The organism is Geothrix edaphica, from assembly GCF_030268045.1.
GTDB classification, from domain to species: domain Bacteria; phylum Acidobacteriota; class Holophagae; order Holophagales; family Holophagaceae; genus Geothrix; species Geothrix edaphica.
Genome location: NZ_BSDC01000003.1, coordinates 461,032 through 474,694 on the forward strand (window position 1 = coordinate 461,032; position 13,663 = coordinate 474,694).

Annotated in this window: 11 protein-coding genes; 5 read left to right on the forward strand and 6 right to left on the reverse strand. The window is 71.1% G+C overall.

Annotation, left to right across the window (positions count from 1 at the left end):
• On the reverse strand, window positions 1-573 hold the full coding sequence (locus QSJ30_RS12900) for a hypothetical protein (RefSeq protein WP_285609890.1): 573 nt from the start codon (window positions 571-573) through the stop codon (window positions 1-3).
• A gap of 60 nt (window positions 574-633) precedes the next feature.
• Window positions 634-1,158: a tRNA (N6-threonylcarbamoyladenosine(37)-N6)-methyltransferase TrmO gene (gene tsaA, locus QSJ30_RS12905; RefSeq protein WP_285609891.1), complete on the reverse strand. Its 525-nt coding sequence runs from the start codon at window positions 1,156-1,158 to the stop codon at window positions 634-636.
• 48 nt (window positions 1,159-1,206) lie between these two features.
• Here tsaA and rsmH point away from each other — a divergent pair, with 48 nt between their 5' ends.
• Window positions 1,207-2,232 carry a 16S rRNA (cytosine(1402)-N(4))-methyltransferase RsmH gene (gene rsmH / locus QSJ30_RS12910; protein WP_285609892.1) on the forward strand — a complete coding sequence of 342 codons (1,026 nt, stop codon included), beginning with the start codon at window positions 1,207-1,209 and terminating at the stop codon, window positions 2,230-2,232.
• Between the two features lie 100 nt (window positions 2,233-2,332).
• On the opposite strand, the gene QSJ30_RS12915 is transcribed toward rsmH, so the two are convergent.
• Entirely contained in the window at window positions 2,333-3,862 is a 1,530-nt protein-coding gene (locus tag QSJ30_RS12915; protein ID WP_285609894.1) for a M28 family peptidase, read from the reverse strand.
• Between the two features lie 137 nt (window positions 3,863-3,999).
• On the opposite strand from QSJ30_RS12915, the gene QSJ30_RS12920 reads away from it, so the two are divergent.
• Window positions 4,000-7,272 carry a S41 family peptidase gene (locus QSJ30_RS12920; protein WP_285609895.1) on the forward strand — a complete coding sequence of 1,091 codons (3,273 nt, stop codon included), beginning with the start codon at window positions 4,000-4,002 and terminating at the stop codon, window positions 7,270-7,272.
• 52 nt (window positions 7,273-7,324) lie between these two features.
• Here QSJ30_RS12920 and QSJ30_RS12925 read toward each other — a convergent pair whose 3' ends face one another.
• Window positions 7,325-8,083, reverse strand: a complete 759-nt coding sequence (locus QSJ30_RS12925; RefSeq protein WP_285609898.1) for a dienelactone hydrolase family protein — start codon at window positions 8,081-8,083, stop codon at window positions 7,325-7,327.
• A gap of 132 nt (window positions 8,084-8,215) precedes the next feature.
• On the opposite strand from QSJ30_RS12925, the gene QSJ30_RS12930 reads away from it, so the two are divergent.
• Entirely contained in the window at window positions 8,216-10,174 is a 1,959-nt protein-coding gene (locus QSJ30_RS12930) for a sensor domain-containing diguanylate cyclase (protein WP_285609900.1), read from the forward strand.
• On the opposite strand, the gene dut is transcribed toward QSJ30_RS12930, so the two are convergent.
• Window positions 10,153-10,608, reverse strand: a complete 456-nt coding sequence (gene dut / locus QSJ30_RS12935) for a dUTP diphosphatase (protein WP_285609902.1) — start codon at window positions 10,606-10,608, stop codon at window positions 10,153-10,155. The genes QSJ30_RS12930 and dut overlap by 22 nt on opposite strands.
• A gap of 153 nt (window positions 10,609-10,761) precedes the next feature.
• On the opposite strand from dut, the gene QSJ30_RS12940 reads away from it, so the two are divergent.
• Window positions 10,762-11,892 (forward strand): hypothetical protein, encoded by a 1,131-nt coding sequence (locus QSJ30_RS12940; protein ID WP_285609904.1) that lies wholly within the window; start codon window positions 10,762-10,764, stop codon window positions 11,890-11,892.
• Window positions 11,893-12,030: 138 nt separating this feature from the next.
• Window positions 12,031-12,573: a metal-dependent hydrolase gene (locus QSJ30_RS12945; protein ID WP_285609906.1), complete on the forward strand. Its 543-nt coding sequence runs from the start codon at window positions 12,031-12,033 to the stop codon at window positions 12,571-12,573.
• Between the two features lie 9 nt (window positions 12,574-12,582).
• On the opposite strand, the gene rlmN is transcribed toward QSJ30_RS12945, so the two are convergent.
• Window positions 12,583-13,659, reverse strand: coding sequence for a 23S rRNA (adenine(2503)-C(2))-methyltransferase RlmN (rlmN, locus tag QSJ30_RS12950; RefSeq protein ID WP_285609907.1), 1,077 nt, complete (start codon window positions 13,657-13,659; stop codon window positions 12,583-12,585).
• Window positions 13,660-13,663: the final 4 nt, after the last annotated feature.

Here is a 13,663-nt window from a genome sequence, read left to right on the forward strand (position 1 = left end):
TCAGAACTTCGGCCAGAGCCAGCCGAAGGCGCCAGCGCTCACCAGGCCGTAGATGAGGCCATCGAGGAGATCCTTGAAGACGCTGCCCCAGGGCTTGCCCATCCAGATGCCCGCCTGCACGCTGCCGCCGGCGTAGGTGAGGAAGGACACGGTGCCCACGATGCGGAACACCTGGAGGTAGTGCGCGCCAGCGCCCAGGGTGTGTCCGGCCACATAGGCGGCCATGAAAGCCACCGCCAGGGAGTAGAGGAACCACATGCCCAGGGATTTACCCATGTTGGGAACCCCGTTGGGGCTCAGCACCAGGAAGCCCACGGGGCCGTCCTTGTACTTCTGCTGGACCTCGGGCTTGCCCATTTCCTTCATGTCGCCGCAGTGGGGGAGCACGTACTGGCCGGGAGCAGGCGAGCCCTTGCGAATGGCGGCGCGGACCTCTTCCTCGTTGGACAGGGCCCGGTAGTCCGAGTTGTGCCACTTCAGCACCATGTGGATGAGGCTGCTGGCCACGAAGACCAGCACGGCGGACAACACGATGGGCAGCCAGAGATGGGCCAGCGAAACAGTCGACACCATGGGGAGACTCCTGGGTTGGGGTTGGGGGCGTCCGTAGGGTGGACTGGCCCCGCCAGCCCGTCAAGCGCGGCGGGGCTTCTTCGGACCCGGCGCCGAGTGGGTGCCCGTGGCCGCATCCACGGCGTCGATCCATCCGGCGCGGGCCTGCGGGAAGGCATCGGCGTAGGGCACGTAGGGCTTCAGGTCCAGCACCGGCGTGCCGTCCAGCAGGTCCACGCCCCGCAGGCGGAGGGTGCGGCCCTCCACGGCCACCAGCTCCACGCAGGAGAGGCCGATGGCGTTGGGCCGGTGGGGCGAGCGCGTGGCCAGCACGCCTCGCTTGGCCCGGGGCCCCCGGGGCGGCTGCACCAGCGGCGCCCAGCCCTCGCTCAGGTGGAAGGCGAAGATGAGCCAGACGCGCTCGAAGCCCGCCAGGTCCCGCAGCACCGTCTCCGGCAGCGTGGGCTCCAGCTCCAGCGTGGCCTCGACGGGGGTGCCCGTCTCCGTGCCCGCCACCACCGTGGGCTGATGCGGCGCGTCGATGCGCTTCGCGTAGGGCGAGCGCACGACGCCGATGGGGCGATAGGTGAAGGCGGGGACGTCCATGCTGGAAGGGTAGCGCTCCGGGTGGCGTCTGCGGCGATCATGGAACCCATGGACGATGCGAACACCCCCCGCCAGCGCCGCCCCCGCTACAAGGGCACCCACCCGCGGCGCTTCGAGGAGAAGTACAAGGAGCTGGCGCCGGAGCGCTATGCGGAGGAGCAGGCCAAGGTGGCGGCCCGGGGCCACACGCCCGCCGGCACCCACCGCTCGATCATGGTGGACGAGATCCTCGAGGTGCTGGCGCCCCAGCCCGGAGAGGCGGCCCTGGACGCCACCCTGGGCTACGGCGGACATGCGCGCGAGCTCCTGATCCGGCTGCTGCCGGGCGGCCGTCTCGTGGGGCTGGACGTGGACCCGCTGGAGCTGCCGCGCACCGAGGCGCGGCTGCGGGCCCTGGGCTTCGACGAGGCCGCGCTGGCCGTGCGCCGCACCAACTTCGCAGGCCTCGCCAAGGTCGCGGCGGAGCTGGGCCCCTTCGACCTGGTGCTGGCGGATCTCGGCGTGTCCTCCATGCAGATCGACAACCCGGCCCGGGGCTTCACCTGGAAGGCGGAGGGCCCCCTGGACCTGCGCCTCAACCCCCAGAAGGGCCGCCCCGCCGCGGACCTGCTCGCCGCGCTCGATGCGGCCGCCCTGGCGGAGCTGCTGGTGGAGAACGCCGACGAGCCCCATGCCGACGCCATTGCCCTCGCGGCGGCGGGCCAAGCCCTCCGCACCACGCGGGAGCTGGCGGACCGCGTGCGTGGGGCCCTGCCAGGCCTGGAGGATGACGAGCTCAAGAAGGCCCTCCAGCGCACCTTCCAGGCCCTGCGCATCGCCGTGAACGACGAGTTCGGCGTGCTGGACCGCTTCCTGGCCCAGCTGCCGGGCGCCTTGAGACCCGGCGGCCGCGCGGCCATCCTCACGTTCCACTCCGGCGAGGACCGGCGCGTGAAGAAGGCCTTCCAGCAGGGCCTCCGCGACGGCACGTACTCAGCCGTCGCCCCCGAGCCCCGCCGCGCCTCGCCCGAGGAGCGCCGCGCCAACCCACGCTCCACCAGCGCCAAGCTGCGCTGGGCCGTGCGGGCTCTCTAACATGAAGGGGGACCGCCCCGCTCACTGAAGCTCGCTCTGCGTCCCCCCTTTGACCCCCACGCGATGTCCGGGCAGAGCCCGGCCTCCGCCTCTGAATCCCTCAGCGCTCCGAACCCGCCAGGCGCCCCAACTCCAGCGCGAAGCGCACCTGCTGCATCAGGCCCGCCAGGTTCCAGTCGGCATGGTAGCGATCCGACGGCCGGTGGTAGTGGTTCATGAAGTCCGCCGCCTTGGCCTGGGCCGCGGCCTTGTCGCCCAGGTAGTCCCAGCCGCCGTCCAGCGAGAAGCCCGGCGACAGGGCGGGCACGCCGGCCTGCATGAAGGGGAAGTGGTCCGAGCGGAAGCAGAGGCCCGCGGGATCGGGCTTCGCCGGCGTGATCACCAGGCCCGAGGCGGCCGCCGCCCGGCTGCAGAGCGCGCGCGTGGCGGGATCGTCCGAGCCGAGGAGGCCGATGTCGCGGGTGGGCCCGACCACGTTGAGGCTCTCGAGGTTGATGACGAGCCGGGTCTGCGCCAGTGGCCGCAGGGGCGAGGCCACGTAGGCCGAGGAGCCCAGCAGCCCCTGCTCCTCCCCGCAGGGGAAGAGGAACAGCACGCTGCGCGGGAGTGGCCGGGCCGCCAGCGCCTCCGCCAGGGCCAGGACCGCCGCGCAGCCGGAGGCGTTGTCCACGGCGCCATGGTAGATCGCGCCATCCGGCCCCGTGCCGAAGTGATCCCAGTGGGCCGAGTAGATCACGCACTCGGCCCGGAGGGCCGGGTCGGTACCCGGCAGGAGCCCGGCCACGTTCCACTGCTCCAGCGACCGCACGGCGGAGCGCAGCGTGCCCCTGGCCCGGATGGGCAGGGACACGGGACGGAAGGCCCGGTTGTCGGCCCCGGCGGCCAGGGCCCGGAAATCCTGCCCTGCCGCGGCGAAGAGCCGGAGCGCGAAGGCCTCGGTGATCCAGCCCTGCATGGCGCCGGCCTGCCCCGAGCCCGCCCGCTGGAAGCGCTCCCCGCTCCAGCTGTTCCGGACCACGGTCCAGCCGTAGCCGGCGGAGGCGTCCGTATGCACCAGCAGGGCGCCGGCGGCCCCGCGGCGGCGGGCCTCCTCGAACTTGTAGGTCCACCGGCCCTGGTAGTTCTCGGGCTGGCAGCAGAGAGGCATGGGGGCCTCCCCCTTCCGGTCGCCCACGAGCATCACGAGCACCTTCCCCCGCACGTCCAGGCCCTTGTAGTCGTCCCGCCCTCCGGCCGCGATGCCGTGGCCCACGAAGACCAGGGGGGCATCCACGGCCAGGACGGGCTCGGCACTGGCGGCGCCCATCACGAGATCCGTGCCCAGCGCCGGCACCGACACCTGGCGGGGCCCCTCGAAGGCCAGGGTGCTGACGGCCGGATCCAGGCGGATGCCCGCCAGCCGAACCGCCTGGCGGTAGCTCGATCCATTCGCCGGCTGGAGGCCCAGCACCTGCAGCTGGGTCTCCAGGTAGCGCACGGCCAGTTCCCCGCCCCGCTGGCCGGTGCCCCGGCCCTCCAGCACATCGTCGGCCAAAAAGGCCAGGTGGGCCCGGAGGGCTCCTTCATCCACCGCGGACCGCTGGGCCAGCAGGGCGGAACAGGCGAGGGCAAGACAGAGGATGGTTCGCACGGCGGCCTCCGGAACCCACCATACTTCAGCGGAAGCGGGAGCGATCAGGTTGTCCAAAGCAAGTGAACATCGGCCCTCAACCTTCCCGGCGGCTCGTGCGTAAGATGCCTGGACCCCTCAGGAACCCGGAGAGCCGTATGCGCCTGTTGCCCTTCTTCGCCACTGCCCTCGTCGTGGCAGCCTCCGTCAACGCGGCGGCCCAGATCGACGCCCGCCTGATCCGCTACCCCGATGTGTCGGCCACGCAGATCGTCTTCACCTACGCGAACGACCTCTGGCTCGTCCCCAAGGCCGGCGGCGTGGCCCAGCGGCTGTCCACACCCAAGGGCGAGGAGTCCTTCGCCCGCTTCTCGCCGGACGGCCGGGAGGTGGCCTTCAGCGGCAACTACGACGGGAACCTGGACGTCTACACCCTGCCCGTGACCGGCGGCGTCCCCACCCGGATCACCCACCACCCCATGCCCGACCGCATGGTGGACTGGGCGCCGGACGGCAAGGCCATCCTCTTCGCCTCGGGCATGGAATCCGGCAAGGACCGCTTCAACAAGCTCTTCACAGTGGCCAAGGGCGGCGGCCTGCCCCAGGCGCTGCCCCTGCCCTACGCCGAGTTCGGCGCCCTGTCGCCGGATGGGAAGGTCCTGGCCTACCAGCCCGTCGCCACGGACTTCCGCACCTGGAAGCGCTACCGCGGCGGCATGGCCTCGGAGATCTGGTTCTACGACCTGGCGAAGAAGACCGCCAGCCGCCTGCCCAGCGAGGGTGGCTCCAACGACTCCCAGCCCATGTGGCACGGCGGGAAGCTCTACTTCCTCTCGGACCGGGACAGCGCCAAGCGGGCGAATGTCTGGTCCTACGACCTGGCCACAAAGGCCTTCAAGCAGATCACCTTCTTCAAGGACTACGACGCCCACTTCCCGGCCATCGGTCCCTCCGACATCGTGCTCGAAGCCGGCGGGCGGCTCCACCGCATCGAGCTGCCCTCCGAGAAGCTCGTGGAGGTGAAGGTCGAGGTCGTGACCGACCGCGCCACGCTGCGGCCCCGGGAGGAGAACGCCAGCAAGCTCATCAAGCACCCCACGCTCTCGCCCCAGGGCAAGCGCGTGCTCTTCGAGGCTCGCGGCGAGGTCTTCTCCGTGCCCGCGGAGAAGGGCTACGTCGTCAATCTCACGCGCACCTCCGGCGCCGCGGAGCGCCACCCCGCCCTCTCGCCGGACGGCAGGCAGTTGGCCTACTTCAGCGACCGCACGGGTGAGTACGAGCTGTACGTGCGGCCCGCGGACGGCTCCGGCCAGGAGCGCCAGGTCACGCACCTGGGCCCCGGCTTCCGCTACCGCATCACCTGGTCCCCGGATGGCAAGCAGGTGGTCTTCGCCGACCAGGCCATGCGCATCAACCTCTGCGACCTGACCACCGGCAAGGTCCAGGCCGTCGACAAGGGGCTCTTCCTGTCCGAGGGCCCGCTTGAGGACTTCCGCGCCAGCTGGTCGCCGGACAGCCGCTGGTTCGCCTTCCCGCTCGACACCCCCAACCGCAACAGCGTGATCGTCCTCTACGACACGAAGACGGGCCAGCGGCACCAAGTGACCTCGCCCTTCTACAACGCCGGCGATCCCGCCTTCGATCCCGAGGGCAAGTACCTCTTCCTCAGCACGGGGCAGCAGTTCGCTCCCACCTACAGCGACCTGGACGGCACCTGGATCTACGCCGCGACCACCCGGCTGGCGGCGATCCCGCTCCGCAGGGACGTGACCTCGCCCACGGCCCCCCGCAACGATGCGGACGCGGCGAAGGACGACAAGAAGGAGGAGAAGAAGGAAGGCGGCAACGGCGCCGACAAGAAGGAGGAGGCCAAGAAGGAGGCCCCCAAGGCCGTGGAGATCGATCTTGAGGGCCTGGAGGCCCGGATGGTGCTGCTGCCCCCCGCCGCGGGCTACTACGCGGATCTGGCCGCCACCAAGGGCAAGCTGGTCTACCGCCGCGCCGCCCACATCAATCCCATGGCCGAGAGCGTCACGGCCACGCTGTACACCTACGACCTGGAGGAGCGTGAGGAGAAGGCCGTGCTGGCGGATCTGGATGGCGCCATGCTCAGCGGTGACGGCAAGAAGGTGCTGGTCAACCGGAAGCAGGAGTACGCCCTCATCGACCTCAAGCCCGAGCAGAAGTTCGAGAAGAAGCTCCCCACCACCGAGCTGATGATGACGGTGGACCCCCAGGCCGAGTGGCAGCAGATCTTCAACGATGCCTGGCGTCTGGAGCGCGACATGTTCTACGACCCCGGCATGCACGGGGTGGACTGGAAGGCCATGAAGGCCCGCTATGGCCAGCTCCTCAAGGACTGCGTGACCCGCGAGGACGTGAACTTCGTCATCGGCGAGCTCATCGCCGAGCTGAACGCCTCCCACGCCTACCGGGGCGGCGGCGACCAGGAGCTGCCGGCCCGCCTCGGCGTGGGCCTGCTGGGCGCGGACTTCACCCTGGAGCACGGCGCCTACCGCTTCAAGACCATCCTGCGCGGCGCGCCCTGGGATGCCCAGACCCGCGGCCCCCTGGCCCAGCCCGGCCTCCAGGTGAAGGAGGGCGACTACCTCCTGGCCGTGAACCGCACCCCGCTCGATCCCCGCACGGATCCCTGGGCGGCCTTCCAGGGGCTGGCGGGCAAGACCGTGCTGCTCACCGTCAATGACAAGCCCTCCCTGGACGGCGCCCGGGACCTCCTGGTGGAGACCGTGGCCAACGACTACCCGCTGCGCTACTGGGCCTGGATCGAGGCCAACCGGAAATACGTGGAGAAGGCCTCCGGCGGCCGCATCGGCTACGTCTACGTGCCCGACACGGGCATCGGCGGCCAGAACGACCTGGTGCGCCAGTTCCGCGGCCAGTGGGACAAGGCCGGCCTGATCATCGACGAGCGCTTCAACAGCGGCGGCCAGATCCCGGACCGGTTCATCGAGATGCTGGGCCGCAGGACCCTGAACTACTGGGGCGTGCGCGACGGCAAGGACTGGCAGTGGCCCCAGATCGCCCCCAACGGCGCCATGGCCATGCTCATCAACGGCTGGAGCGGCTCCGGCGGCGACCTCTTCCCCCACTACTTCCGCCAGGCCGGCCTCGGTCCCCTCATCGGCCGCCGCACCTGGGGCGGACTCATCGGCATCAGCGGGGCTCCCGCCCTCATCGATGGCGGCAACGTGACCGTGCCCACCTTCGGGATCTACTCGAAGGAAGGCAAGTGGATCGTCGAGGGCCACGGCGTGGAGCCCGACATCGAAGTGATGGACGATCCCGCGCTCCTGGCCCAGGGCCGGGATCCCCAGCTGGACCGTGCCATCCAGGAAGTGGAAGCGGCAATCAAGAAGAACCCGCCCATGGCCACGCCCAAGCCCAGCTATCCCAACCGCGCCAACTAGCTCCTTCTCAGGCTGCGCCCCGCGACCGCGGGGCGCAGCCCTGTACGGACGGCTAGAAGATCTCCTTGAAGAGGTCCTTCATGTGCTGCCAGCTGCGGCGATGGGCGGCCTCGTTGTAGGCGGCGCCCTTCGAGTTGTCGCTGCCGGCCTCCTTCTGCGTGAAGGCGTGGACGGCGCCCGCATAGGCCACGAACACGTAGTCGGCCTTGGAGGCGCGCATCTCCTCCTGGAAGGCGGCCACATCCTTGGCGGGCACGAAGGGATCGTCCGCACCGTGGCAGACCAGCACCTTGGCGGTGACGGGACCGGGCTGGAAGCCCGCGGGCACATCCAGACCACCGTGGAAGGACACCACGCCCTTCACGGGCAGGCCGGCCCGCGCAGCCTCCAGGGCCCCGGTGCCACCGAAGCAGAAGCCGATGACAGCCAGGCGCGAGGCATCCACGCCCTTCTGGGCCTTCAGCGCGTCGAGGGCCGCGGCGATGCGACGCCGGTAGAGCGCCCGGTCGCCCTTGTAGGCGCCGGCCAGCTTGCCGGCCTCGGCGGTGCTCGCGGGGCGCACGCCTTCGCCGTAGATGTCTGCCGCCAGGGCCACGTAGCCCAGCTTGGCCAGCTCATCCGAGACCTTGCGCTCGTGGTCCGTGAGCCCCATCCACTGGTGGATGACCACCACGCCGGGCGCCTTGCCCTTCGCGGCGGCGGCCTTCGACAGGTAGCCCGCCAGCTTCGTGGCGCCGTCCGAGTAGGTGAGCGGCTGGCCCGCGAACACGGGCAGGGCGGCGAGGGAGAGGGCGAGGGCGGCAGCGCGCATGGGACCTCCGGGATGGGAGACCGATCCTATAGCTGTTTGAACTGGAATTCCAGGCCGGAGGGTTTCCGGCCGAAGAGAGAGGGGTGGTCCATTCGCGGCCCCTCCGCGGAACCGGCCTCTCAGGACCCAAGCATGGCAACCTCCCTCCTTTCCGACGTCGAATGTGAAACCCAACGGCGGCTGACCGATCAGCTCTTCAGGAACGCCCCTTTCACCTGGGCCGCCCATCTGGTCAACGCCGCCCTGCTGGCCGGGGTGAACGCCACCCAGGGCGCCCCGCCGTGGCTGGCCGCGGGCTGGTGGGCGCTGATCGCTGCAGCGGGCACCGCCCGCTACGCGCTGGCCCGGCACCACGCCATCTCCCCGAACGCCGAGACGCCCCTGGCCTGGCAGCGGCGCTATGTGCGGGCCACGGCCTTCCTGTCCGCCAGCTGGGGCGCGGGCGCCCTCCTGTTCGTGTTCACCGGCGGCGAAGGGGCGCGGTTGTTCACGGGCCTGGTGGTAGCCGGGATGGTCGCCGGCGTGATGCCGCTCCTGGTCTCCGTCCCGGCGGCCCTCCGGACCTTCGTGGCGCTGGCCGGCCTGCCCATGGCGGCCGCGGTCCTGATCAAGGCCCACACCCCCGTCCAGTGGGCCTTCGGGTTCACGAGCCTCGTCTTCATGGGCTACATCCTCTCGGGAGCCAAGCACCTGCACAGGATGCTCGAGGTCTCGATCCGGCTGGGTCTGGAGCAGGGCCGCCTCGCCGAGAGCCTCGAGCAGGCCCACGCGGCCGCGGCCCGGGCCCTCGCGGATCGGAAGGACCTGGAAGAGGCCATGCGCCGGGAGCGTGATTTCGCGGAAGGGCTGATCGACACGGCCCAGGCCATCGTCATCGTCCTCGACCTGGAGGGGCGGATCCTCCGCCTCAACCACTTCATGGAGGAGCTCTCGGGCTACGCCCGATCGGAACTCCAGAACGCCGACTGGTTCGCCATCTTCCCGCCGGAGTCGGAGCAGGACGAGGCCCGGGCGCGCTTCCTGGAGGCGGTCGCCGGAGGGCGGAGCACCGCGAACACCAGCGAGATCATCGCCCGGGATGGGCACAGGATCCTGGTGGAGTGGCACGACAAGCCCCTCAGGGATGCCGACGGCGCCATCATCGGTCTGCTGGCCCTCGGCCAGGATGTCACCGAGCGGGAGAGGCTGGCGGAGTCCCAGCGCCTCCTGTCCGCCGCGGTCGAGCAGAGCGTCGCCTCCATCGTCATCACCGACACCCACGCCGACATCCAGTTCGTCAACGCGGGCTTCACCCGGTCCACGGGCTACACGCTGGCGGAATCGATCGGCCAGAATCCCCGCATCCTCAAGTCCGGCCACACCCCCCGGAAGACCTTCGAGGACATGTGGGCCGCCCTCGACCGGGGGCTTCCCTGGGAAGGGGAGCTGGTCAACCGGAAGAAGAACGGCGAGGAGTATTGGGAGCTGGCCCGCATCTCCCCCGTCGTGGATGCCAGCGGCCGGACGACGCACTACCTCGCCGTCAAGGAGGACATCACCCAGCGCAAGGCCATGGAGGCGGAGCTGCAGCGCCTGGCCACCACGGATCCCCTCACGGGCGTGGCCAACCGCCGCCGCTTCCTCCAGGAGATGGACCTGGAGCTGGCCCGCCACAAGCGCTTCCATAAGCCCGCAGCCTTCCTGCTGCTGGATCTCGACCACTTCAAGCAGGTGAACGACACCCACGGCCACGCCACCGGGGACCTCGCGCTCAAGCACCTCGCGGAGCTGGCCCGCCTGCGGCTGCGCCGGCTGGACCTCTTCGGCCGCCTGGGCGGGGAGGAGTTCGGCATCCTGCTCCCGGGCACAGGCCAGGCGGGCGCCATGGCCTTGGCCGAGCACTTCCGGAGCCAGGTGGCGCACACGCCGGTCCAGTCCAGCGCGGGTCCCATCACCCTGACGGTGAGCATCGGCCTGACCACCTTCGACGCAGGCGATGCCGCTCCCGATGCCATCCTGGCCCGGGCCGACGCCGCCCTCTACAGCGCCAAGGAGGGCGGTCGGAACCGGGTGGTGGAAAATCCGGCGGGTCAGCGCCCCGTGCTGCCGTAGCCTCCAGCGCCGCGCCCGGTGTCGCCCAGGGCTTCGACGCTGGGCTCGGGGAGCCAGGTCCAGCTCTCCACCGGGGCCACCAGCAGCTGGGCGATGCGCTCGCCCCGGCGCAGCTCGAAGGGGGCCTCGCCGTGGTTGATGAGCAGCACCTGCACCTCGCCGCGGTAGTCGGCGTCGATGGTGCCGGGGGCGTTCAGCACCGTGAGGCCGTGGCGCAGGGCCAAGCCCGAGCGGGGCCGCACCTGACCCTCGAAACCCGGGGGGATGGCGAGCACCAGCCCCGTGGGCACCAGCCGTCGCTGGCCCGGGGCGATCGTCCAGGTCTCGCCCTCGGGGACCGCCGCCCGCAGGTCCATGCCCGCCGCGTGGGCCGTGGCCGCCACCGGCAGGTCGAGGCCGAGGCCGTGGGGGAGCTGGTGGACGGGGATGCGCATGGTCCCAGGTTCCCAGGCGGGGACGGGGCGGCGCAAAGGGAAATCCCAGGTCCGCTGCCGGGCGGGACCCTGCGCTTCCTTGGCCGGGGCCCGGGCCCCGCGTAGACTCGACCTCTGGCCCGGGCATCCCGGGCCGTCCTGTTCAGGAGGGTCATGGCCCGCGCCGGCCAACGATGGTCCGTACCGCGCCTCCTGGTGCTCGCTCCAGCCGCCTTCCTGGCCTGCCAGCGCGAGGATCCGCAGATCCGCGTCCTGACCGAGCAGGCGGCCCAGGCCGACGAGGCGGGCCGGCAACTCCGGCAGGCCTGGAGCGCCCAGTTCCGGCGGCTGGCCCTGGTCGGGGTCCGGAACCTCCGCCTGGATGCCAGTCCCATGCTGCTGACGGCGGAGCAGAAGCACGCCCTGGAGGCGCGGCTCCGCACCGAGCGGGACAGCTCCCGACGGGGCCTCCTCCAGGAGATCCTGGACAAGGAGGCGGAGCTCCAGGCGCTGAGCGACCGGCTCATGGGCCTCAAGACGGCGCTCCCCCCGCCGGAGATCGCCCGGGCCAACGACAGCCACTACGGGCTGGCCCTGCGCTTCCTCAAGGGCCGGGGCCTCCCGGAGGAGGCGGCCCGGCAGGCGCTCAGCCATGTGCCCCTGTCCGAGCGCCTGGCTCCGGGCTTCGAGGTCTACCACTTCTACGTCCACGGCGAGTACGGCACCTGGGTCTCCCAGGGCGGGGCGGCGATCGCGCCCCGGGACCTGGACCGCCAGGAGCCGGACCCCCTCCCGCGCCAGCGCGACGCCGCGGTGGCCGCCAGCCGGCGACTCCAGAGACAGCTCGGCGTCCTGGAGAACCAGAAGCGGGAGATCGAGCGGGAGATCTCCAGCATCCAGGCGGAGCGGCTGGGCTTTCTCGAAGGCCAGGCCCGGCTCCAGTGGGAGAACGCCGACCAGCTGGCCCGGCTGAATTCCCTGCACTACCGGGTGGGCGGACGGGCCGCGCTGGAGGCGGAGGGGATCATCGAAGTCCCCCTGTTCGGTCTCGACCACTCGGGCCCGAAGTGGCGGGATGCGGACTTCACCCAGCACCTGGACCTCCGCACCGGCGCCTCCCTCGTCATCCGGGCCCAGGACCTGGGCCTGAAGCGCATCGGCAAGGTGATCGTCGTTCCGGGCTCCCTCCTTGCCGGCGAGCACTACCGCCTGACCCTCGGGGCCGACGGTCAGACCGCCACGGTGGACCTCCTCGCCCCCTCCCGCTTCAAGAACGAGAAGGTGGTGTTCGCCGTCGAGGAGTGACCCCCCGCTGGCTGGGCCGGGATGGAGCGGATACCCTGGAGGCTCGCGCTCCCTGCCGGCGGACATGCACCCGATGCGGGTCCGGCCAGGCGCCTTCCGAGCGGGCCCCAACCCGCTCCCGACCTCAGGGATCCCCCCATGTCCTCCGTCTTCGGCCACGCCCTGGCCGGCCTCACGATCAGCGCAGCCTTCCACCAGGGCCGACCGCCCCGCCGGGTCCTGGCTTTCGGAACGGCCTGCGCCGTGGCCCCGGACCTGGACTGGTTCACCACCTTCCTCGGGCTCGATGGCACCAGCCTGGCCCACCGGGGCATGAGCCACTCCCTCCTCGCCCTGCTGCTCCTGGCCGCCACGGCCATGCTGATGGGGTTCCGGTCCCAGCTCCGCAGCCCCCGCCTCTGGGCCTGCCTGCTGTCCGCCGCCCTGTCCCACAGCCTGCTGGACGCCTGCACGTTCGGGGGGACCGGCGTGGCCTTCCTGCTGCCCTTCTCCGAGGCGCGGTTTGTCTGCGTCTGGCAGCCCATCTTCGTGTCGCCCATCCCCCTCTCGGGAAAGCTCCTCGACTGGCTGCTGTTCTCCCTGGGCACCGAAGTCGTGTGGATCGGCGGCCCGGCCCTGCTGGTGCTCGGCGTGCCCCGGGCCTTCCAGTGGCTGCGGAGGCGCTCCGAGGAGACGCCCTGATCCAGCCGCTCAGCGGCCCTTCACCAGCTGCCCGCAGGCGCCCTGCACATCGCGGCCGCGGCTGCGGCGGACGGTGACGAAGCAGCCGCGGGCCTTCAGCCACTCGGCGAACTGCTGCACGCGATCCTCGCCGGGCTCGCGGAAGGCGCTGGCGGCATGCTCGTTCATGGGGATGAGGTTCAGGTTGTGGCCGCTGCGCAGGTCGCCCAGCCAGTCCGCCAGACGTTGCGCGTCGGCTTCGGTGTCGTTTTCGCCGGCGATGAGCACGTACTCGAAACAGAACTTCTCGCCGCGCTTGGGGCCCCAGTCGTCCAGGGCCCGCCGCAGCCGCGCCAGGTTCCAGACGCGGTTCACGGGCATGGTGCGGCTTCTCGACTCGTCGGTGGTGGCGTTGAGGCTGAGGGCCAGCAGGGGCCGGGGCTCCAGCTTCGCCAGCTTCTCGATGCCGCTCACCAGGCCCGAGGTGCTCACGGTGATGCGGTTCTTCCCCAGGCCCAGGCCCGCCGGGTGGCACATGAGGCGGATGGCGCGGTGCAGGTGGTCGAGGTTGTGCAGGGGCTCGCCCATGCCCATGAACACGAGCGTGAGCTCATGGCCGCGGTCGGGCCCGAGGGCTGACATGAGCGCCAGCACCTGACCCAGGATCTCGCCGGGCTGGAGGTTGCGCAGGATGCCCATGCTGCCGGTGGCGCAGAAGGTGCAGCCCATGGCGCAGCCCACCTGGCTGGAGATGCAGTAAGTCACGCGGGGATTCCGCACCTTGCGCGGCATGTGGACGGCCTCGATGCGCTTGCCGTCCGCCAGCTCCAGGGCCAGCTTGGTGGAGCCGTCCGACGAGGGCTGCCGTTCCGCGAGGCGCGGCAGGCGCAGGTCCGCCACGCCCTCCAGCCAGCGGCGGATGCCCGAGCCCAGGTCCGGCGCGCCGTCCCTCCAGGTCCAGGGCCGGTGCAGGCGCTTGAAGGTCTCCAGCGCGCTGCCCGGGCACCCGAGCGCAGCCAGATCCTCAGGGAACAGCGACCAGGCCGAAGGAAGCCCCTCCCGCTCGGGGGCGGGGCGGTCCCAGGGCATGGGCGCGGTGTTCGTCATGCCT

Bases quoted from the DNA above. Each gene is read 5' to 3' on its own strand.
- QSJ30_RS12900 (WP_285609890.1), bottom strand. From the start codon at position 573: ATGGTGTCGACTGTTTCGCTGGCCCATCTCTGGCTGCCCATCGTGTTG.
- tsaA (WP_285609891.1), bottom strand. From the start codon at position 1,158: ATGGACGTCCCCGCCTTCACCTATCGCCCCATCGGCGTCGTGCGCTCG.
- rsmH (WP_285609892.1), top strand. From the start codon at position 1,207: ATGGACGATGCGAACACCCCCCGCCAGCGCCGCCCCCGCTACAAGGGC.
- QSJ30_RS12920 (WP_285609895.1), top strand. From the start codon at position 4,000: ATGCGCCTGTTGCCCTTCTTCGCCACTGCCCTCGTCGTGGCAGCCTCC.
- QSJ30_RS12925 (WP_285609898.1), bottom strand. From the start codon at position 8,083: ATGCGCGCTGCCGCCCTCGCCCTCTCCCTCGCCGCCCTGCCCGTGTTC.
- QSJ30_RS12930 (WP_285609900.1), top strand. From the start codon at position 8,216: ATGGCAACCTCCCTCCTTTCCGACGTCGAATGTGAAACCCAACGGCGG.
- dut (WP_285609902.1), bottom strand. From the start codon at position 10,608: ATGCGCATCCCCGTCCACCAGCTCCCCCACGGCCTCGGCCTCGACCTG.
- QSJ30_RS12940 (WP_285609904.1), top strand. From the start codon at position 10,762: ATGGCCCGCGCCGGCCAACGATGGTCCGTACCGCGCCTCCTGGTGCTC.
- QSJ30_RS12945 (WP_285609906.1), top strand. From the start codon at position 12,031: ATGTCCTCCGTCTTCGGCCACGCCCTGGCCGGCCTCACGATCAGCGCA.
- rlmN (WP_285609907.1), bottom strand. From the start codon at position 13,659: ATGACGAACACCGCGCCCATGCCCTGGGACCGCCCCGCCCCCGAGCGG.